Origin of the sequence: Aquimarina intermedia (assembly GCF_008124785.1) — a bacterium.
GTDB classification, from domain to species: domain Bacteria; phylum Bacteroidota; class Bacteroidia; order Flavobacteriales; family Flavobacteriaceae; genus Aquimarina; species Aquimarina intermedia.
This window is the reverse complement of the sequence record NZ_VNHU01000001.1, coordinates 341,908-363,447: the sequence shown is the minus strand read 5'-3', so window position 1 is coordinate 363,447 and position 21,540 is coordinate 341,908. Positions and strand designations below refer to the sequence as shown.

General features: G+C 36.9%; 23 protein-coding genes. 11 read left to right on the top strand and 12 right to left on the bottom strand.

Annotated features, from left to right (window positions below; genetic code table 11):
* Position 1: 1 nt before the first annotated feature.
* Entirely contained in the window at positions 2-1,348 is a 1,347-nt protein-coding gene (locus BD809_RS01540) for a dihydroorotase (protein ID WP_148781187.1), read from the bottom strand.
* Between the two features lie 2 nt (positions 1,349-1,350).
* Positions 1,351-2,082 carry a polyprenol monophosphomannose synthase gene (locus tag BD809_RS01535; RefSeq protein ID WP_148781186.1) on the bottom strand — a complete coding sequence of 244 codons (732 nt, stop codon included), beginning with the start codon at positions 2,080-2,082 and terminating at the stop codon, positions 1,351-1,353.
* A gap of 165 nt (positions 2,083-2,247) precedes the next feature.
* Between BD809_RS01535 and BD809_RS16015 the strand changes: the two genes are divergently transcribed.
* A complete protein-coding gene (locus tag BD809_RS16015; RefSeq protein WP_148781185.1) occupies positions 2,248-2,904 on the top strand; it encodes a DUF4271 domain-containing protein in 657 nt (218 codons plus the stop codon).
* A gap of 26 nt (positions 2,905-2,930) precedes the next feature.
* Complete coding sequence (locus BD809_RS01525) at positions 2,931-3,677, top strand: uroporphyrinogen-III synthase (protein WP_148781184.1); 747 nt, start codon at positions 2,931-2,933, stop codon at positions 3,675-3,677.
* Between the two features lie 77 nt (positions 3,678-3,754).
* Here BD809_RS01525 and pckA read toward each other — a convergent pair whose 3' ends face one another.
* Both pckA and BD809_RS01515 read right to left on the bottom strand, forming a co-directional pair.
* The gene (gene pckA / locus BD809_RS01520) at positions 3,755-5,311 is read right to left on the bottom strand and encodes a phosphoenolpyruvate carboxykinase (ATP) (RefSeq protein ID WP_148781183.1); all 1,557 of its coding nucleotides are present in this window, start codon (positions 5,309-5,311) and stop codon (positions 3,755-3,757) included.
* A 52-nt stretch (positions 5,312-5,363) separates the two neighbouring features.
* Positions 5,364-5,762: a DUF423 domain-containing protein gene (locus tag BD809_RS01515; RefSeq protein WP_148781182.1), complete on the bottom strand. Its 399-nt coding sequence runs from the start codon at positions 5,760-5,762 to the stop codon at positions 5,364-5,366.
* 124 nt (positions 5,763-5,886) lie between these two features.
* Between BD809_RS01515 and BD809_RS01510 the strand changes: the two genes are divergently transcribed.
* Both BD809_RS01510 and BD809_RS01505 read left to right on the top strand, forming a co-directional pair.
* Positions 5,887-7,281, top strand: a complete 1,395-nt coding sequence (locus tag BD809_RS01510; protein ID WP_394348843.1) for a saccharopine dehydrogenase family protein — start codon at positions 5,887-5,889, stop codon at positions 7,279-7,281.
* Between the two features lie 301 nt (positions 7,282-7,582).
* Entirely contained in the window at positions 7,583-8,053 is a 471-nt protein-coding gene (locus BD809_RS01505) for an Lrp/AsnC ligand binding domain-containing protein (protein WP_148781180.1), read from the top strand.
* A gap of 90 nt (positions 8,054-8,143) precedes the next feature.
* On the opposite strand, the gene BD809_RS01500 is transcribed toward BD809_RS01505, so the two are convergent.
* From BD809_RS01500 to BD809_RS01485, 4 genes are all read right to left on the bottom strand, one after another.
* Positions 8,144-8,839 (bottom strand): zinc metallopeptidase, encoded by a 696-nt coding sequence (locus BD809_RS01500; protein WP_148781179.1) that lies wholly within the window; start codon positions 8,837-8,839, stop codon positions 8,144-8,146.
* A 100-nt stretch (positions 8,840-8,939) separates the two neighbouring features.
* Positions 8,940-10,055, bottom strand: a complete 1,116-nt coding sequence (ald, locus tag BD809_RS01495) for an alanine dehydrogenase (RefSeq protein ID WP_148781178.1) — start codon at positions 10,053-10,055, stop codon at positions 8,940-8,942.
* A 414-nt stretch (positions 10,056-10,469) separates the two neighbouring features.
* Positions 10,470-13,283 carry a leucine--tRNA ligase gene (gene leuS / locus BD809_RS01490; RefSeq protein ID WP_148781177.1) on the bottom strand — a complete coding sequence of 938 codons (2,814 nt, stop codon included), beginning with the start codon at positions 13,281-13,283 and terminating at the stop codon, positions 10,470-10,472.
* A gap of 87 nt (positions 13,284-13,370) precedes the next feature.
* Positions 13,371-14,294, bottom strand: a complete 924-nt coding sequence (locus tag BD809_RS01485) for a ketopantoate reductase family protein (protein ID WP_148781176.1) — start codon at positions 14,292-14,294, stop codon at positions 13,371-13,373.
* Between the two features lie 137 nt (positions 14,295-14,431).
* On the opposite strand from BD809_RS01485, the gene BD809_RS01480 reads away from it, so the two are divergent.
* From BD809_RS01480 to BD809_RS01455, 6 genes are all read left to right on the top strand, one after another.
* Positions 14,432-15,310, top strand: a complete 879-nt coding sequence (locus tag BD809_RS01480; protein ID WP_148781175.1) for a cell division protein FtsX — start codon at positions 14,432-14,434, stop codon at positions 15,308-15,310.
* Positions 15,311-15,320: 10 nt separating this feature from the next.
* Complete coding sequence (locus BD809_RS01475; RefSeq protein ID WP_148781174.1) at positions 15,321-15,713, top strand: hypothetical protein; 393 nt, start codon at positions 15,321-15,323, stop codon at positions 15,711-15,713.
* On the top strand, positions 15,706-15,969 hold the full coding sequence (locus BD809_RS01470; RefSeq protein WP_148781173.1) for a DUF3098 domain-containing protein: 264 nt from the start codon (positions 15,706-15,708) through the stop codon (positions 15,967-15,969). The genes BD809_RS01475 and BD809_RS01470 overlap by 8 nt, the downstream gene beginning before the upstream one ends.
* A gap of 61 nt (positions 15,970-16,030) precedes the next feature.
* Positions 16,031-16,825, top strand: a complete 795-nt coding sequence (locus BD809_RS01465) for an undecaprenyl-diphosphate phosphatase (protein ID WP_148781172.1) — start codon at positions 16,031-16,033, stop codon at positions 16,823-16,825.
* Between the two features lie 9 nt (positions 16,826-16,834).
* Complete coding sequence (truB, locus tag BD809_RS01460) at positions 16,835-17,542, top strand: tRNA pseudouridine(55) synthase TruB (RefSeq protein ID WP_148781171.1); 708 nt, start codon at positions 16,835-16,837, stop codon at positions 17,540-17,542.
* Between the two features lie 32 nt (positions 17,543-17,574).
* A complete protein-coding gene (locus tag BD809_RS01455; RefSeq protein WP_148781170.1) occupies positions 17,575-18,303 on the top strand; it encodes a hypothetical protein in 729 nt (242 codons plus the stop codon).
* Here the strand turns inward: BD809_RS01455 and BD809_RS01450 are convergent.
* Entirely contained in the window at positions 18,291-18,920 is a 630-nt protein-coding gene (locus BD809_RS01450; RefSeq protein ID WP_246131391.1) for a thioredoxin family protein, read from the bottom strand. The genes BD809_RS01455 and BD809_RS01450 overlap by 13 nt on opposite strands.
* 95 nt (positions 18,921-19,015) lie before the next feature.
* Between BD809_RS01450 and BD809_RS01445 the strand changes: the two genes are divergently transcribed.
* Positions 19,016-19,570, top strand: coding sequence for a DNA-3-methyladenine glycosylase I (locus tag BD809_RS01445; RefSeq protein WP_148781169.1), 555 nt, complete (start codon positions 19,016-19,018; stop codon positions 19,568-19,570).
* 27 nt (positions 19,571-19,597) lie between these two features.
* On the opposite strand, the gene upp is transcribed toward BD809_RS01445, so the two are convergent.
* From upp to BD809_RS01430, 3 genes are all read right to left on the bottom strand, one after another.
* Positions 19,598-20,251, bottom strand: coding sequence for a uracil phosphoribosyltransferase (gene upp, locus BD809_RS01440; RefSeq protein ID WP_148781168.1), 654 nt, complete (start codon positions 20,249-20,251; stop codon positions 19,598-19,600).
* Between the two features lie 44 nt (positions 20,252-20,295).
* A complete protein-coding gene (aat, locus tag BD809_RS01435; protein ID WP_148781167.1) occupies positions 20,296-20,934 on the bottom strand; it encodes a leucyl/phenylalanyl-tRNA--protein transferase in 639 nt (212 codons plus the stop codon).
* Between the two features lie 225 nt (positions 20,935-21,159).
* Complete coding sequence (locus BD809_RS01430; protein ID WP_148781166.1) at positions 21,160-21,531, bottom strand: DUF3127 domain-containing protein; 372 nt, start codon at positions 21,529-21,531, stop codon at positions 21,160-21,162.
* Positions 21,532-21,540: the final 9 nt, after the last annotated feature.

Below are 21,540 nucleotides of genomic sequence, written 5' to 3'. Positions count from 1 at the left end.
TCTAAGCTGGACGATTAAATGTTAAACGCGCTGCATTTTTTATATCGTAAAACTTGAAGTTTTTATACACTAGACTTCCATTGACAAATGTATGTGTAATTCGTGATTTAAACGTAGTGCCTTCAAATGGAGACCACCCACATTTATACGCTATGTTTTCATTATTCACTGTCCAGGGTGCATTAAGATCGACCAATACTGCATCAGCAAAATACCCCTCTTTAATATACCCTCGTTTTTCTATTTCAAATAAGATAGCAGGGTTATGACACATTTTTTCAACAATTTTTTCGAGTTCAATTTTCCCCTCATGATAAAACTCAAGCATAGCAGGAAGTGCATGTTGCACTAAGGGCCCTCCTGAAGGGGCTTTGGTGTACACATTTTCCTTTTCCTCTCTGGTATGTGGTGCATGGTCAGTAGCAATTACATCCAGTTTATCATCCAACAATGCCTGAAACAAGGCATCCCTGTCTTTTTCTCCTTTGACTGCGGGATTCCATTTAATAAACGTTCCCTTATCATGATAATCCTTGTCAGAGAACCATAAGTGATGTATACACACTTCTGCAGTTATTTTCTTTTCTTTTAACGGAATTGTATTATCAAAAAGTTCGAGCTCTTTAGCTGTTGACAAATGAAAAACATGCAAACGTGCCCCTGTTTTTTTTGCCAAAGCTACCGCCTTTGATGAAGAGAGGTAACAGGCCTCTTCACTTCGTATTATGGGATGAAAATTTATTGGAATGTCTTCCCCGTAACGTTCTTTGTAAATAGCGGTGTTTTTCTTAATAGTGTCTTCATCTTCACAATGTACAGCAATTAGCAAATTGGTTGAAGCAAATATTTTTTCTAAAACTTCAGGGTTATCAACTAACATATTACCTGTAGAAGATCCCAAGAATAATTTTAAAGCAGCAACTTTTGAGGCGTCTAACTTTTTAATTTCTTCTAAGTTATCATTCGTGCCTCCAAACATAAATGAATAGTTTGCGTAACTGGATTTAGCCGCTATCTCAAATTTTTCTTCCAGCTTTTCTATCGTAGTTGTTTGCGGATTGGTGTTGGGCATCTCTATAAAAGAAGTTATGCCTCCAGCGACTGCAGCTCTTGACTCGGTTTCAATAGTTGCTTTGTGTGTTAACCCGGGTTCCCTAAAATGAACCTGATCATCAATCACTCCTGGTAAGAGATATTTATTCTCGCCATCAAACACTTGAACATCCGGCGACTTTGCACTAATGTTAGCTGCTATTTCTTTGAATATTCCGTCTTCAATATACACATCACTATTAACAATCTCTCCCTCGTTGACGATATTTACATTTTTTATTAGTACGCTGCTCATGATTATATTTCGTAACGGTTAAATAAACTTTTAATTTTCATTGTTAAAACGCCAAAAATTGCTTCAGAAATAATTCCTTTACTCATTTTTGAAATTCCTTTTGTTCGATCCGTAAATATGACCGGAATCTCTTTGATTTTATAGTGTAACAGGTGTGCCTTAAACTTCATCTCGATTTGAAAAGCATACCCGACAAACTGTATTTTATTCAAATTGATATGTTCTAAAACTTCTCTTCGATAACAAATAAAACCTGCTGTTGTATCATGAATATTCATCCCGGTAATTAGCCGAACGTATTTTGAGGCTAACCAGGATAAGAGCACTCTACTCATTGGCCAGTTAACAACATTTACTCCGGTAACATAGCGAGATCCAATAACCATACTCGAAGAACCCTTTGCACAAGCATTATATAGGCGAATCAGATCGTTGGGATTATGAGAAAAATCAGCATCCATCTCAAAAATATATTGGTAATCACGAGCCAGTGCCCACTCAAAACCCAAAATATACGCTGTACCTAACCCTAGTTTACCTTCGCGAACCTCAATAAACAACTGGTCTGTGAACTCCGTTTGCAATTCGCGAACCAAAGCAGCAGTCCCATCGGGTGAATTATCATCTACGATTAATATATGAAACTTGCGCTGTAGAGAAAACACATTACGTATAATCCGTTCAATATTTTCAATTTCGTTAAAGGTTGGTATAATTACCAAGGCATCAACCATCAAAGCTATTTTTCACGCAAATATAACCAAATAATCACAAGATCTTGAATGGTTTTACCATAGTATATCTATGAATTTATACTTTTATCAGCCCTCAAATTATTTTTGTATTCAATATTTTCACATGTTATCTATAAATACTATTTTTAACCCGATTCACTACCTATGCAAAGTCTTCCAAGGGAAATATTATCGAATGATTGGGTTACCATTTTGTTGTTTTTAAGCTTATGCCTTCTAGCTGTAGCCAGAATGCTCAACAGTTATAACTTTTCAAGTTTCATTATGTTATTTAATACCAATAAGTACATTTTGACGCATCAAAAACACACCAATTTGTCAACTGCTTTTACAATCACTCTTACCTGCATGCAGTGCATTGTGTTTTCTTTACTGATTCATTTAATTTTTTACACATTCGAATGGCAGATTAATGAAGAACCAATACTTCAGTTCTTACAAATTTTTGCTATTTATTCCACTTTATTCCTCGCCAAGATTCTGATAGAAAAAATTATCGGAATTGTTTTTCATATAGACTCATTGATAAATAGTTACATTTTTTACAAGCTATCGTATCGCAATTTCTTTGCTGTACTTTTGTTTCCTTTACTCTTCTTGTTCTTTTATACTGTAGCACCAAGCACCAATTCCGCGTATGTAATCGGAGTTTTGCTTCTGTTATCACAATTGATCATATTGATTTCATTTTACAAAAAGAATGAAAACCTTATTTTGAATCACTTGTTTTATTTTATTTTGTATCTTTGCGCACTTGAATTCGCACCTTATTTTATACTGTATAAGCTATTTATAAAGTAAGGCGGAACGTTACAAAATAACTATATATGAAAGTGAAAACGATTTTGGTCTCACAACCAGAGCCTAAAGTAGAAAATTCACCTTATTTTGAGTTGGAAGACAAAGAAAAGGTAAAAATTGATTTTATACCGTTTATTCACGTAGAAGGAGTTGATGCAAAGGAAGTAAGACAGCAAAAGGTAGATTTATCAAAGTATACTGCGATAATTTTAACCAGTCGTAACTCGGTAGATCATTTTTTTAGAATTGCCGAAGAAATGCGATTTAAAGTTCCTGATAGCCTTAAGTATTTCTGCCAAAGTGAAGCGGTTGCTTACTATTTGCAAAAATACGTAGTATACCGCAAACGAAAAATCTATGTAGGTAAACGCACTTTCCAAGAGTTATCTCCTTTAATAAAAAAGTATAAAGGTGAGAAGTTTTTGCTACCATCTTCTGATCAATTGAAGCCTGAAATTCCTGAAACATTGGACAGCTTAAAGATTGAATGGAAACAAGCCGTATTTTACAAGACCGTTGTAAGTGACTTATCAAATTTACGAGAAGTTTTTTACGACATTTTAGTGTTTTTTAGCCCATCGGGTATCAAGTCACTTTTTGAAAATTTTCCTGATTTTAAGCAAAACAACACGAGAATTGCTGTTTTTGGAAATTCTACCGTTCAAGCTGCTGAAGAACATGGTTTAGTCGTGAATATTCAAGCACCCACCCCCGAAACCCCTTCAATGACAATGGCCTTGCAGAAATATATTAAGCTGGCCAACAAGAAATAAAACGTTATATCGCGTTTACAAAAAAAAGGGATCGATTTAAAATCGATCCCTTTTCATTTTTATAGTTTTACCAAGAACTATTCAAATTTCTTAAAATTCTCCTTAAAGGAATTCAATAACTCTTGTGCTTTTTGATCGTATTTTTCTTTATCCGTCCACGTATTACGAGGGTTAAGAATTTCTGAAGGCACATTAGGACATTCTTCCGGTACAGCCAAATCAAAATAAGGATCCTTTGTAAACGTAGCGTCTGCAAGCTCTCCATTTAAAGCAGCATTAATCATTGCACGTGTATATTTCAACTTCATACGACTTCCCGTACCATAAGAACCACCTGTCCAACCCGTGTTTACTAACCAAACGTTAGCTCCGGTTTTTTCAATCTTTTCCATAAGCATGTCACCATACTCTTTTGGATGTAGCGGCATAAAAGGAGCACCAAAACAAGCAGAAAAACTGGGCTTAGGCTCATTGATACCTGCTTCTGTTCCGGCAACTTTTGCCGTATACCCGCTAATGAAATGGTACGACGCTTGTTCCTTTGTTAACTTAGAGATAGGAGGCAGTACTCCAAACGCATCAGCAGTTAGGAAGAATATATTAGTAACCGTTTTACCACGGCTAGGCACTTTAATATTTTCAATATGATGTATTGGGTAACTTACTCTGGTATTTTGTGTGATACTGGTATCGGCATAATCCACCTCGCCATTATCTTTAATAATCACGTTTTCAAGCAAGGCACCCTTCTTAATAGCTCCGTAGATTTCAGGTTCGTTCTCTGCCGATAAGTCAATTACTTTAGCGTAGCAACCACCTTCAAAATTAAAAACCGTGTTTTCTTCAGTCCATGCATGCTCATCATCTCCAATAAGTTGACGATCAGGATCAGTGGATAAGGTAGTTTTACCGGTTCCGGACAATCCAAAGAAAAGAGACGTATTGCCGTCGGCTCCCTCATTTGCAGAACAGTGCATTGGCAAGCAATTACGCTCCACAGGTAGTATAAAGTTCAATGCTGAAAAAATACCTTTTTTAATCTCACCGGTGTATCCTGTCCCGCCAATCAAAGCAATCTTCTTTGAAAAATTAAGAATTGCAAAATTATGCTGACGTGTACCATCCACGGCAGGATCTGCCATAAAACCAGGAGCATTTACAATAATCCAATCTGGATCAAAAGATGCTAATTCATCTTCCTCCGGTCTCAAAAACATATTATATGCAAACATATTTGACCATGGATACTCATTTATCACCCTAATATTCAATCTATATTCTGGATCTGCACAGGCATAGCTATCGCGAACGAAAACTTCCTTGTCAGATAGATACGAGGTAACTTTATCATATAATTTGTCAAATGCATCTTGCTCAAAAGGAATGTTAATATTTCCCCACCACACCTTATCTTCGGTGATCCGATCTTTTACAATGAAACGATCCATTGGAGAGCGCCCTGTAAATTCTCCCGTATTGATGGCGAGCGCGCCAGACTTAGTTAGTTTTCCTTGACCTTTTTCCAACACTTCCTTCTCCAATTGTTCTGGTGATAATTGGTAGCGCATTTTGGCATTGTTAATACCGTAATTCTTTAACGAAAACGTTTTCGTAGTTGGATACAGTGATTCCATAAAAATTTGTTGTGTTTGTTATGTGGGTACAAAATTAGAAATATTTCTCGCACTATCCGTTAAAATTTTGCCTAATCTTAAATAACGAAATTACCAGCAAAATCCAGGAAATAATAAGAAGCAAGCCTCCCAAAGGAGTAATAAAACCAATAGCTGAGAGATTTACACCAAAAATAACATCAACTACTAACAGGTAGATAGAACCGGAAAATAGAATTATTCCACTTAACAAAAAGTTAAAAATTCTTCTTTGCCAAGCACTTCCTATTTCACCGAAAATGCCCAAAAAAAGACATAATAAAGCATGATACATCTGATAAGTAACCCCCGTTCGAAAAGAGGCTACTTCTTTGGCCGAAACAAATTGCTCTAAACCATGTGCTGCAAATGCTCCTAAGATCACTGCTAAAACTCCTAACATCGCTCCTGTAATCAAAATCTTTGTTTTCATTCGTTCAAATAATTAATCTGATTATAAACTGTCTGTTGATTTAAAAAGTTCGCATATTTATCCTTGAAACCGCGTTAATTCTTAAGTTAAATCTCATAATTTTTATCATATTCATTACATTCGTATTCAGGATTTCAAACATACATTCATGCGTAAAATATTAGTCATAGGAGCAGGTAAATCTACTGCCGTTTTAATAAAATACCTACAAGATAAATCAGTTTCTGAAAAACTTCATATCACCATTGGAGACATTTCTATTGCAAATGCGCATAAATTGGTTAAAAATCATGAAAACACGCGTGCTATCACTTTGGATATATTTAACCCTTCCTCTCGCAGAGATGCCATCCAAAAAGCAGATATTGTTGTATCTATGCTTCCCGCCAGACTTCATATAGAAGTTGCCAAAGATTCTCTTCAGCTGGGCAAGTCCATGGTCACAGCTTCTTACGTAAGTGAAGAAATGAGAGCCTTAGATCAAAAAGCGAAGGATAAAGGTCTGATTTTTATGAATGAAATTGGTGTTGATCCCGGCATCGATCATATGAGCGCGATGAAAGTTATTGATGAAATCAGAGATAAAGGTGGTAAGGTTATACTGTTTGAATCATTTACAGGAGGTTTAGTGGCGCCAGAAAGCGATACGAATTTGTGGAATTATAAATTTACGTGGAATCCGAGAAATGTCGTAGTGGCAGGACAAGGCAGTGCGGCCGAATTTTTACAAGAGGGCACTTATAAATACATCCCGTATCACAAACTTTTTAGACGAACTGAATTTCTCGAGATCGATGGATACGGTCGTTTTGAGGCGTATGCTAATCGTAATTCTCTTGCCTACAAAGAGGTCTATGGCCTAAACGATGTTCTAACTTTGTATCGCGGAACCATGCGTCGAGTAGGTTTTTCCAAAGCATGGAACATTTTTGTGCAATTAGGGATGACAGCTGATGATTACACTTTAGCCAACTCTGAACACATGAGCTACCGAGATTTCATAAATTCCTTTTTAGCCTACTCTCCCACAGATTCAGTCGAACTTAAATTACGTCATTACTTAAAAATAGATCAGGATGACTTAATGTGGGACAAATTATTAGACCTTGATATTTTCAATCCGGATAAAAAAGTCGGAATCCCGAATGCTACTCCCGCACAAATTTTGCAGAAAATTTTAATGGATCGATGGAGTCTTGACAAAGGGGATAAGGACATGATTGTCATGTATCACAAGTTTGGATATGAACTTGATGGTGAACGTAGGCAAATTGATGCTACCATGGTTAGTATTGGAGAGGATCAAACCTATACTGCTATGGCAAAAACCGTTGGCCTGCCTGTGGCGATGGCCACCTTGAAAATTTTAAATCATGAAATAACTACTCCCGGAGTACAAATACCTATACAAAAAGAAGTTTACGGACCCATCCTGGAGGAACTGGAATCTTATGGAATTGTTTTCAAAGAAAAAGAAAGAGACTATTTGGGCTATAACCCAGATGTTGTAATTGGCTAGATCCTTAGAGTTATTTTTAACAGGATAGATTAAAAAAAACGTTGATATACCGTGCTAGTTTGGTTAATCCTGTTTTGGCTCTGGAAAAACTTTCATTACTGACTCACATTCAACTTAGATTCCATACAAAAAGGAAGCAAGTTATAAAGTCTATTAGTGCAAAGGGAACTTAAATTGGTATATGGAGAGTATTGGTTTTAATGCCATATAAACTTGAGCAATTTGTTTCTGTTTTTCTTAAAATTTGTTTCAAATTGAAATCTGATACCTTACATTTACTAGATACTTGTAACAGTTGGCTATGAAATCTCAAGATGGAATTATTAAGATTGACGGAATTGATAAAGAGATTCTCAGGAACCTGATGAGCGATGCGCGAAAACCCATATTAGAAATCGCACGAAAAATAGGTATTTCTGGTGCTGCCATTCATCAACGTCTTAAAAAACTGGAAGCCTCGGGCTTAATCGCGGGTTCCAAGTTTATTATTGATCCAAAAGTCTTAGGATACAAAACTATGGCCTTCGTCGGGGTGTTTCTCGATAAAGCAGTTAGCAATCCAAAAGCGGTACGACAATTAAAAGATATCCCCGAAGTAATCGAATGTCATTACACCACAGGAAATTGGTCAATATTTCTTAAGATATTGTGTAAAGATAATGAACACCTAATGACTGTACTGAATAAAGAGATTCAGGCTATAGAAGGCGTCTCCAGAACTGAAACATTTATATCTTTGAATCAACAAATTGATCGTCAGATAAAAATCTAAGATACTTTATATAAATAAAAGCATGAGATAATAGGTTATTATCTCATGCTTTAGACTTTGTTGACACTTTCAATTTAAGGTAAAGCGTGACTAATCTCTACGATTTCCTAGAAAAATAGATATAAAATACAACAAGGTCGCAAGGGATCCAATCGCGGCAACTACATAGGTTCTGGCCGCCCATTTTAGCGCATCCTTTGCTGCATCATGCTCTGCACTGTTCAACATATCTGTCCTTTCCAACCACGCCAAGGCTCGTTTACTGGCGTCATATTCTACCGGTAATGTGATGAATGCAAATAGCGTGGTGGCTGCAAATAAAATAATTCCAATCAAAAAAATCGAATTCCCTAATAAAGATCCGGTAGCAGATAAGATCAAGCCTCCCATAATAACAAAATTAGAAAGTTTACTAGCGATCCCCACCACAGGAACAATCTTAGAACGTAAGGTAAGCCAGCTATAGGCCGTAGCGTGCTGTACTGCATGTCCACATTCATGAGCTGCTACAGCAGCAGCAGCAGCATTACGCTGACTGTATACGCCTTCACTCAAATTAACTGTTTTATTTGCCGGGTTATAATGATCTGTAAGCATACCACTTGTCGATATGACCTTGACATCTGTAATATTATTATCGTGTAACATCTTGGTGGCAATTTCTGCACCACTCATGCCATTCTGTAAGTATACATTTGAGTATTTCTTAAATTTACTCTTCAATCGACTGCTCACCCAAGAACTTGCTAGAAAAATTAATCCTGCAATTATATAATATCCAATCATATTTTTTTTATGTAAAGTTAGTTAAAAGATAAAAGCAAAAACCTCGCCAATTATGACGAGGTTTCCAATACTAAAACTTAAAGTTTTCTTATTTACATCCTTAATTGAGATAAGCATCCACATCATGTAACGGCAGATTGAATGCCTCAGAAATTGCAGGATACACCACATCACCATTAATTACGTTTAATCCTTTTTTCAATGGTAAATTATCTGTACATGCTTTTTTCCATCCCTTATTAGCTAATTGTACTGCATATGGCAAAGTTACATTCGTCAGTGCTAAGGTAGAAGTATAAGGAACAGCACCTGGCATATTTGCTACAGAGTAATGTACTACATCGTCAATAATATAGATCGGGTCTTGGTGCGTGGTAGGCTTAGTTGTTTCAAAACAACCCCCTTGATCCACAGCTACATCAACCAGTACAGTTCCTGGTCTCATATCTTTCAACATGTCACGTGTAATTAGTTTTGGTGCCTTTGCTCCAGGAATTAACACCCCGCCGATAATTAGATCTGCAGTAGAAAGGTGTTTGCGAATATTATATTCGTTAGAGAATTCTGTTTTGACGTTTGCCGGCATCACATCATCCAGGTAACGCAAACGTTTCATACTAATATCAAGAATAGTAACATCTGCTCCCATTCCAGCTGCCATTTTCGCAGCCTGCGTTCCAACCACACCGCCACCAAGTACAATCACTTTGGCAGGTGCAACTCCGGGAACGCCTCCTAAAAGAATACCAATTCCTTTTAAAGGTTTTTCAAGGTATTTAGCCCCCTGTTGTATAGACATACGTCCTGCAACTTCACTCATAGGTGTTAATAAGGGTAAGCTACGATCGGCTTCCTCAACAGTTTCATAAGAAACACATACAGACTTGCTTTTAATCATAGCTTCTGTAAGTGGCTCACTGGAGGCAAAATGGAAATATGTAAAAACTAATTGATCTTCTTTAATCAATTTATATTCTTGTTCAATGGGTTCCTTGACCTTAATTATCATCTGTGCAGTATGATACACATCTTCGATGGTTGGTAAAATCATAGCCCCGGCATCTATATATGCCTCGTCAGTGAATCCGCTTTGTACACCAGCAGTATGTTGTACAAAAACAGTGTGACCATTACGTACGAGTTCCATCGTTCCAGCGGGTGTTAACCCTACACGATTCTCGTTGTTTTTGATTTCTTTTGGAACACCAATTATCATATTCTTAAATTTTTGTCGAAAATATATGTTTTAACGAAATAAAACAATAAAGATGAACCAAAAAATATTTTAATACTATTTATAACTATTTCACAATTATTTAGTTAACAAATGCATGTTAAAATAAGTAACAGGTAATTTTTGTTAGTAAATTATCATTCATAATGTCCAAGTAAAAGTTAGGAATTTCAAATTTTAACCATGAAATAGCACTCAGAATGTCCGGTATCAATAAAAACAACCTCTTTTTTAATTGTGATACCTTGCGCAGAGGAATCAGATCAGTAACATGATGATTTCATCTATCCACTATAGCAAGTTTTCGAGTCTTTGATTTTTCAATTATTTAGAAAAAAATAACCCAAAGCAATTTTCATTGCTTTGGGTTACACTAATTTATTATAACAAAAGTTATTAACCTACGATATTTATAATCTTGCCTGGAACTATAATTATTTTTTTTGGTGTTCGGCCATTAAGTTGCTGCTGTGTTTTTTCATGAGCCAACACTATTTTCTCAATTGCATCCTTACTCATATCTAATGGCAACTCTAGCGTAAAACGCATTTTACCATTAAACGAAATTGGGTATTCCTTTGTGCTTTCTACCAAATATTTCTCTTCGAAGATTGGAAATGCAGCTGTTGCTATTGACGTTTTATGACCTAACCGTGACCAAAGTTCCTCGGCTATATGAGGTGCATAGGGCGATATGAGTATTGTTAAAGGCTCCAAAATAGCTCTGGAGTTACACTTTTGAGCCGTTAATTCATTTACTGCAATCATAAAAGTACTTACTGTGGTATTAAAGGAGAAGGTCTCAATATCCTCCTGTACTTTTTTGATAGTTTTATGCAATGTTTTTAAGCTATCCTTAGTCGATGCCGCATCAACAACCGTGAACGTTTCATTATCATGATATAGTTTCCATAACTTTTTAAGGAAGTTATAAACTCCTGTAATCCCCGCAGTATTCCATGGCTTTGCTTGCTCCAAAGGACCCAAAAACATTTCGTATAAACGTAAGGTATCTGCTCCATACTGCTCACAAATCTCATCTGGATTCACCACATTATATTTGGATTTGGACATTTTTTCTACTTCGCGTCCTACAATGTATTTTCCACCTTCTAAAACAAATTCCGCTTCAGCAAACTCAGGTCTCCATTGTTTGAATCCTTCGACATCTAGCTCATTGGATGCATTAACCAGTGACACATCCACATGTATTGGAGTCACTTCAGTTTTTGAAGTCAACCCTTTTGAAATTATAGTATTGGTGTTTACATCCCTATATACAAACGCACTCGTACCCAATATCATCCCTTGATTGATTAGTTTTTTAAACGGCTCGTTCACCGGTACATACGCTCTGTCATTTAAAAACTTCGTCCAAAATCGGGAATACAACAAGTGTCCGGTTGCATGTTCGCTCCCTCCAATATACAAATCTACCTGTTTCCAGTAATTGAGCGCTTCCGCGGAAGCGAACTCTTTTTCATTATGCGGATCCATGTATCGAAACAAATACCAGGAGCTTCCTGCCCATCCGGGCATGGTGTTTAATTCTAAAGGAAAAACTGTCGAATGATCAATTAAATTGTTATCTACCACCTTATTTGCCGTAGTATCCCAAGCCCAAACCTCAGCACGTCCTAAAGGCGGCTCTCCGGTTTCGGTCGGTAAATATTTTTCTACGTCAGGTAATTTGATAGGTAAATGGGCTGTATCGATCATTTGTGGCATTCCATCCACATAATATACCGGAAAAGGTTCTCCCCAATATCGCTGACGACTAAAAACAGCATCTCGTAAACGATAATTTGTTTTTCCTTCACCTTTACCCAATTTTTCCAGTTCATAAATTGCTGTTTTGATTGCTTTTTTTGCATTGAGGCCATTTAAGAAGTCAGAATTTGCTATGACCGTTTTTTCTTTATCAGAAAAGGCTTCCTCGCTAATATCCACTCCCTCAAAAATATTAGGAATCGCAATATTAAAATGCTTTGCAAAATCATAATCACGTTGATCACCACATGGAACTGCCATGACAGCCCCCGTACCATATCCTGCCAACACATAGTCCCCGATCCAGATGGGTACAGGTTCATTAGTAAAAGGATGCAAAGCATAGGCTCCTGTAAAAACACCACTGATCGTTTTTACATCCGCCATTCGATCGCGTTCACTACGCTTTGCAGTTGCTTGCACATAGGCTGCAACTGCTTCTTTTTGATCAGCTGTTGTTATTATGTCAACCAAGGCATGTTCTGGGGCCAACGTCATAAAACTTACTCCAAAAATAGTGTCAGGTCGGGTTGTAAACACTTCGATAATATCATCATACCCTTGTATTGCAAAGCTTACGCTCGCTCCTACTGATTTTCCTATCCAATTGCGCTGAGATTCTTTTAACGCATCGGTCCAGTCGATGGTCTCTAAGCCTTGTAGTAAACGCTCTGCATAGGCTGAAATACGCATACTCCATTGTGTCATTTTTTTTCGGATCACCTCGAAACCTCCACGCTCTGAAACACCGTTGACTATCTCGTCATTGGCTAATACTGTACCTAGTTGCGGACACCAGTTTACTTCAGTTTCTGCTAAATACGTCAATCTGTATTGCAACAGAATTTCTTGTTGCTGTTTAGCTGAAAAATTCACCCATTCACTTGCTGAAAAGAAGGTAACGTCTTCATCACAAACCGCGTTGACATTAGTATTTCCTTCTTTTTCAAAAAGGGATTCAAGTGCTTCTACAGGCCGCGCTTTATCCTGATCTTTATCATACCATGAATTAAATAACTCTATAAAAATCCATTGCGTCCATTTATAATACTCTGGTGAGCTGGTGCGAACCTCTCTGCTCCAATCAAAAGAAAATCCTATTTTATCTAATTGTTCTCTGTAGCGTGCTATATTTTTTTGAGTAGTAATTGCAGGATGCTGCCCGGTTTGTATGGCATACTGCTCTGCCGGTAACCCAAAAGAATCATACCCCTGGGGGTGCAATACATTGCATCCTTTGTGGCGCTTGTAGCGAGCGTAAATATCACTGGCAATATATCCCAACGGATGTCCCACATGCAATCCCGCACCAGAAGGATAAGGAAACATATCCAATACAAAAAATTTCTCTTTTGTATTATCTCGTGTAGTTTGAAAGGTTTTGTGGTCTGCCCAGTGTTTTTGCCATTTTTCTTCAATAGCAGTAAAATCGTAGCTCATGAATTCTTTTTTTTCAGACGGCAAATTTACAATTTCTTTTTGGTAACACCCCATCCCTCAAAAAAAGCTTACACAACCAATTCCCTCCTATGCTCTCGCTTTTTTTTCCATGGGCATAAGACAATAATAAATAAAGCTATTCACAGGAGTGGGCACGCCTAACCTTTCTCCTTCCCTGACCATAAATCCATTAAAGTTTTCTAGTTCTGAGGGTCGACCTTCCATAATATCTCGTTGCGTTGAAGCAGTTGCATCATACGGTTGATTTTTTATTATATTCATGACAGCAGAAACGCTGTCTTCTGGGAGATTGATATGCTTTGCTTGAGCAACCGCACAAATCTCCTGGGCCGTTCGCTCCAATAAATCTCTCAGGTTTTTGTCTTCATATAAAACTCCGAGTGTTGCTCTGGTAAGTCCTCCTAGACCACTTACCGTAGCGATAAATAAAAATTTTTGCCAAATTGCTACTTGTATATCTTTAGCTATTTTATTTTTAATTTTTGCTTTATCAAAGAGTGTACTTACTTCTTCTAATCTATCGTTTGAAATCGTATGCAATGCTCCAAAAATAATTTCAGGAACAAAGCCGAAGTGATTTATAATACCGGGAGCCTCTATTTTGCTGTATATTTTGCACAAACCGCCGATAACATGCTTTTTATCGATTATCTCTAGTACCTTCTCAGCATTGTCCGCGCCATTTTGCAGTGGGAGAACCAATGTATTCTCTTTTATCAAATGCTTTATTTGATTTGCTGCCTGTTTTACTTGCCAGGATTTAGTGCAAAGTAAAATTAAATCGGCCGGTTCCACTCGAGAAACGTCATCTGTGACCAAATGTGGATGCACATTAAAATCACCATCCACACTTTTTATATGAAGTCCTTGTGCCAGAATTGCTTTTTTATGTACTCCCCGAGCGATTAAAGTAACCTTACAACCCGACTGAATGAGCTTGCCTCCAAAAAAGCCACCGACACCTCCAACCCCAACAATTACTATATGCATTTGTTATTCTATTTATTATTTATACTAAAATCGACCCATTGACATGCCTCAACAGTTAATATAACACTTTAAAATGCGTTAGATAATAGACACTAAAGTTAATTAACTTTATTATTTTTACCTGCAAATTATTTTTTATGAGCTCATCTTTTGAAAAGTATCAAAAACGAAGACTAATATCCTCTTATTTCTCTGTTGTTATTAGTATTTCGTTGGTATTATTTTTATTGGGTTTATTGGGTTTATTAGTACTTAATACTAAAAAAGTTGCTGACCACTTTAAAGAAAAAATAGCACTCACAATCTACTTAAAAAATTCTGCTAAAGAAATTGAAATTAAACAACTTGAAAAAACATTAGCATTAGCCGAATACACCAAGTCCACTACCTATGTTTCAAAAGATGAAGCGGCAGAAGCGCACAGTAAAGAAATTGGAGAAAATTTTATGGAGTTCCTTGGATACAATCCTTTGCAGAATTCTATTGATGTCTATTTAAAAGCAGACTTTGTAGACGCCACCAAAATGGAAGAAATAACAGCAAGCATTACTAAAAAAGATTTTGTGGATGAAGTGATTTATGATAAACCCTTAATATCACTACTTAATGACAATATAAAGCGTATAAGTATCTGGGTGTTGCTAATAAGTGGCATTTTCACTTTTATTGCTGTGCTGCTTATTAATAGCTCTATTCGGTTATCTGTATACTCAAAGCGATTTATCATTAAAACTATGCAAATGGTAGGCGCTACCAAAAAGTTTATTCGCAGACCTTTTATATGGAAAAGTGTTCGCTTGGGTATGATTGGAGCAACGCTAGCCCTTATTGGTGTGGGCATCGTACTGTACTACTTAAATGAAACCTTCCCCGAACTTGCATTATTAAATGACTATTATTTATTAGCTATTCTTTTTGCAGGTATTTTTGGAATGGGCGTTTTAATTACATGGATCAGCACCTTTTTTGCAACCCAGCGTTTTTTGAATTTACGAACAGACGAACTTTATTATTGATCCATTAGCCATGAGTACTGCGGTAAAAATATATTTTATAAGTGTAGGTATTCTCTTTCTGGTTGGGATGGGCATTGTGATACAATCATTTCGTCCTGTACGTAATGTAACCAAGGATGATGTCTTAAAAATATACGGAAAGGTAACGGATATCGAAGAAGCTCCGGGAAGGGACATTGCAATTACGCTGGCAGACGACGATCATTATTATTATATTAATCGTGGATTATCGCGACTAAAGCTTGAGGAGTTACGTAAAGAAATTTTGGATACCTTTGTTACCCTGTACCCTGTACATCGATGGACAATTTTTACACGAGATGGTAATATGGGGCATGTGTCCAAAATCACAAGAGAAAATACAGTTATTTATAACGAAATAATTAAAGATACTGATGAGTAAAACATCCGATACACCCAAAAAACATGCATCTGAATTTATTTTCAAAAAGAAAAACTATATTATGATGGGCATTGGTCTTGGCGTCATTGCTTTAGGCTTCATTTTAATGACTGGTGGAGGAAGTGATGATCCCAACTATTTCAATCCCGAAATTTATAGTTTCAGAAGAATTCGCCTGGCTCCAACGATCGTTCTTATAGGTTTTGCCATCGAAGCGTATGCTATTCTTTTAGATCCAACAAAGAAGAAAAAATAATTTTCCAACCTTAACTAATCAGGTAATTTTATATTTGCCAAAAAATAAAGCATAGAGGACTATGGAGATTATTGATGCTATTATTTTAGGGGTCATCCAAGGATTAACAGAGTTTCTACCTGTGTCTTCCAGCGGTCATCTGGAATTAGGAAAAGCTATTCTGGGAGATACCAGCGTCCCCGAAGAATCTTTATTATTCACAGTAGTATTACATTTTGCTACCGCGTTGAGCACTATCGTGGTATTTAGAAAAGATATTTGGGTTCTATTAGAGGGTATTTTTCAATTCAAAAATAACGAAGAGACTCAATTTGCTCTCAAAATACTGATCTCGATGCTCCCCGCCGTCATTGTTGGTTTACTTCTCGAAGAGCAATTAGAGCAATTATTCGGCGGTAATATAAGTTTTGTGGGTGCAATGCTGATAGTAACAGCAGTTCTACTATGGTTAGCTAACAAAGCAAAAGATACTCAAAAATCTGTAAGCAAATCAAATGCATTTATCATTGGAATTGCTCAAGCAGTTGCTATGCTACCGGGAATTTCTCGAAGTGGTGCCACTATCTCAACTTCTGTACTGCTGGGTAACGATAAAACAAGGGCTGCCAGATTTTCTTTTTTAATGGTGATTCCATTAATTTTTGGAAAGATTGCTAAGGATATCGTTAGTGGAGATCTAACCTATGCTGCAGGGGCAAGCTTACCGCTATTATTAGGTTTTGCTGCCGCATTTATATCAGGACTTTTTGCCTGTACCTGGATGATTTCTATAGTGAAAAAGAGCAAGTTATCTTATTTTGCCCTATATTGTGTAATCGTTGGCGTAATCGCCATCATCTTTGGTTTTATTAAATAGTCCCAGATAATGTTAACCGATCAAGCATATAAAGACGGTCAAATTCTCTTGATCGATAAGCCCTTACAATGGACTTCGTTTCAGGTTGTAAATAAAATTCGTTGGCTGATTCGTAAAAATTACAACATAAAAAAGATCAAAGTAGGGCATGCTGGTACGTTAGACCCTTTGGCCACAGGTTTGTTAATCCTATGTACAGGAAAATTCACCAAACGCATTGAAGAATTTCAGGGTCAGGTAAAAGAATACACCGGGACCATAACGCTTGGAGCTACCACGCCATCCTATGATTTGGAAACAGCGGTGAATCAAGTTTTTCCTTTGGATCATTTGACTGAGGATAGGATCAAATCCACCACAGCTCAATTCACGGGAGTCATAAATCAATATCCGCCGGTGTTTTCAGCATTAAAAAAAGACGGAAAGCGTTTGTATGAATACGCAAGACAAGGAGAAGAGGTAGCAATAGCATCTAGAGCTGTGCAGATAGATGTATTCGAAATCACCGACATAGATCTGCCCAATATAAAATTTAGAGTACAATGTAGCAAAGGAACGTATATACGATCTCTAGCGCATGATTTTGGAAAAGCACTAAACAGTGGCGCCCACTTAAGTGAGCTGCGGCGCACTAAAATCGGGAACTTCTCTGTGGATGATGCGATTAGTCCAGAAAATTTTGAAAAACAATTTAGCGAAACATTCCCCCAAATGTAAAATAAATTGAACTTAAAAAAGTTATATAAACTATGGCAATTATAGAAAAACACAAAGCGCTTATAATTACGAGCATGCTTATGGGCATATTTATTTTAACGCTCTATAATATAAACATGGTTGGTAAGCAAAAGATTAAAACAGAAATGCTTATCGAGTTACCGTTAGAAGAAATGGCTGCGCTAACAGAACAGGAAGAAGAGGATGTAGATGAAGTGGAACAGGAAGATCGCAAGCTAATTGCTGCCAAACGAACACATGACGCATTTAATGAAGACTTTGACGATCCTGATCATCAAGAATTTGAAGAACGCATGAAGGCACTAACCGAAGATCCGGGGAAAGGTACAGAAGGAGATAATGACATGCTTACCAATGCAGATGGTGCAGATATGATGACAGAACCTGAGTATTCTGAAACTAAAAAAGAAGACACGGGGAATGCAGAGGATGAAAAAGCATCCAATGTCGAAACAAACAATCGTAATAGCTCCTTGAGCTATACTTTGAAAAACCGAAAGGCTTTGAGATTACCTAACCCCATTTATACCTGTGAAGGTAGTGGCAAAGTTGTCGTCAAAATAGAAGTGAACAAAAACGGATATGTTTATCAGACTAAAATAGATAAGCGCAACTCTACCACTCGTAACGAATGCTTATTTGATAATGCGATGGTGTACGCTAAAAAAGCCCTTTTTTCCTCTTCTACTAATGAGGAACAAAAAGGCTCTATAACCTATTATTTTAACTATGCTGAATGATTTTTCAAAAGTTCAACAAAATCATTAACAAGGGTTTCTCCTTTATCTTTATTATACCATACCTGTAAGTCTTGTTTGAAAACAGCATTAAGGTTACCATGCTCCTTTTTAAATGCTTCCACCATTTTTGTAGCAATCGACGGTCTGGGTCCCCAAGTGTACAATACTTGCTCTTCATTTGCGTCGTATGCGATCAGCTTGGGTATGGATCTTCCATTATTAGTTAAGAACTTATCCATTAGTTCTGTATGCTGATCCCGCAACACAATACGTAAATTGATTCCAGGATTTATTGCTGCAAGTTTGTTAAGAATGGGCAATGATTGTGCTGCATCCCCACACCATCCTTCTGTTAAAACCAGCCAGGTAACATCCATGTGCATAGTTGCTATAGCCTCCCTAATAGACGAATTGATTGTAATAGTTTTATCTAATCTTTTCATGCGTCGTTCATTGAGTAAGCTATAGTTAGTTAAAGCTTCAGATTGCTCCTGTCCAGTAGATTTACCTGTTTCTAATAGCGTGCTCACCATTTCTTTATATGCTGCATAATCAAATGAGGCAGCAATGCCTTCCTTTACAAGCTCTATAACCGAGGTTATCATGGTTTCCTTCATATACTTATTTTTACTAGTTGACGCGTCATATCCCTATTCCTTACAGTTTTTACTGTCATAAAAATAGTATCTTTAGTTCTTCAAAACTAAAATAAATGGAAAAACGACGTTGTCACTGGTGCTCTTCCGATCCTTTATATATAGACTATCACGATCAAGAATGGGGCGTTCCTGTACATGATGATACCGTTTTGTTTGAATTTTTATTACTAGAGAGTTTTCAAGCGGGGTTAAGCTGGATTACTATCTTGAAAAAAAGAGAACACTTCAGAAAAGCCTTTGATAATTTCGACTATCAACATATCGCCCTTTATGATAATGACAAGAAGGAAGTTTTATTGCAAAATCCCGGTATTATCAGAAACAAACTTAAAGTGAATTCGGCTGTTACCAATGCTCAAAACTTTATAAAGGTACAGCAAGAGTTTGGTAGTTTTGACAGCTATATTTGGGGATTTGTAAATAACAAACCTATTAAAAATCATTGGAAATATTATGAAGATTGCCCGGCAACTACTCCGCTATCTGATGCCATAAGTAAGGATTTAAAAAAGAGAGGTTTTAAATTTGTAGGTTCCACTATTGTCTATGCTTTTATGCAGGCAATTGGGATGGTCAATGACCACGAGGTGAATTGTTTTAAATATTAGAATAATTACCAGCCTAGTAAGAACTTTTTATAATTTTGACCCATAACTCAAATCCCCCGCATCCCCAAGTCCCGGTACGATATACCCTCTGGAACTTAATTTATCATCAATTGTAGCAATCCAAATATCCGTATTTTCAGGGAAAATAGTTTTTACATAGTCCACTCCTTCAACAGAACCAATCACTGATATGATATGAATGTGTTTGGGCGTTCCATGTTTGAGTAATGCATGATAGGTATTTTCCAGGGTTTTACCCGTAGCCAACATCGGGTCAATCAACAGCAACGTTTTACCTTCAATCGATGGGGCAGCCAGATAATTAACCACCACCTCAAAAGCATCGGAATCATCCGGATGATATCTATAAGCAGAAATAAAGGCATTTTCTTCCTTATCAAAGTAATTTAGCAACCCTTGGTGTAAAGGCATTCCTGCTCTTAAGATCGAGCATAAAACCAGCTTTTCATCAGGAACTATAACCGTTTTGATTCCCAAAGGGGTTTGCACTTCTCTAGACGTCACAGTTAGTTTTTTACTTAATTCATACCCCAGTACCTCGCCTATGCGCTCAATATTTCTTCTGAAACGCATTTGATCTTTTTGGATAACCTCATCACGGATTTCAGCAATAAATTGGTTTAAAACCGAAGTAGAAGTTTCAAGATTATGTAGCGTCATGGTTTATGTTTTAGGATTATTAGAATCTACAGCAAGGTAAAATTTTATTTTAAATACATCATAAAGGTTTTACGATCAATTTCTCTTGCGCCCAAACTCGCAAGATGATCGGTATACATTTGACAATCGATCAACTTTACACCTGTTCCCTTCAGCCAATCAACAAGATAAATAAATGCACATTTTGATGCATTACTTACCTTCGAAAACATACTTTCTCCACAAAATACTCCTTTATCTTTCAGCAAAACTCCGTACAAACCCCCGACTAGTTCGTTTTCTTGCCAGACCTCAATTGACTGTACGTAACCTAATCTAAATAATTCTTGATAAGCAGTGATCATATCGGGGGTAATCCATGTGCCATCCTGATCGTAACGCGGTATAGAGGCACAGGTCGTAATAACCTCGGTAAAGCTTGTATTCAGGGTGATTCGAAATATATCTTTTCTAAGCACCTGCCGCATACTCTTACTGATTTTCAACTCGTCTGGAAAAAGTACCATACGAGGATCAGGACTAAACCACAATATTGGCTGCTCTTCAGAAAACCATGGGAAAATTCCGCTATAATACGCATGTAGCAAACGTTTACTGGAGAGATCTCCTCCTACAGCTAGCAATCCATCTGTATTAGCAAGATGTACTTGAGGGAATTCTATGGCATTAGTTAAAAAATACAAAATTAAGCGGCTTGATTATCACGTTAAATATCAAATAGTTGTTTGATTTCACCAAAAAAATCACAATATTTGTTAATGCCTTTTAAGTTAAATTTTGTTCATCATTGCTTTTTTGAGTTTTATTAGAAGGTATAATCAAATTCACAATATGAAAAGTCCGATACGTAAGGTATCGGACTTTTTTACTTATTATTTTCAACCATCGAAGGTTTTAAAAATTTATTTCTAGAAAGGTAAGTCATCATGATCCTCTTCCGACAGGTCAGTTGCAGGCTCGAAAGCATCTGCTGGAGGCATTGGAGCTGCTGTCGGAGCAACCGGCTGCAAGTTCTCAATTCTCCAACCCTGAATAGAGTTAAAATACTTAGTCTCTCCCTGAGGATTAACCCATTCTCTTCCTCTTAAATTGATACTTATTTTTACGTCCTGTCCTACCTGAAAATTATTAAGTAAATCACATTTATCCTGAACGAATTCAACCATAATATGTTGAGGATATTGCTCATCTGTAGTAACAACAATTTCACGCTTTCTAAAACCATTGCTCCCAAAGCTCTGTACCTCACCTACCATTTTTACTTTTCCTTGTACTTCCATCTTAATCTA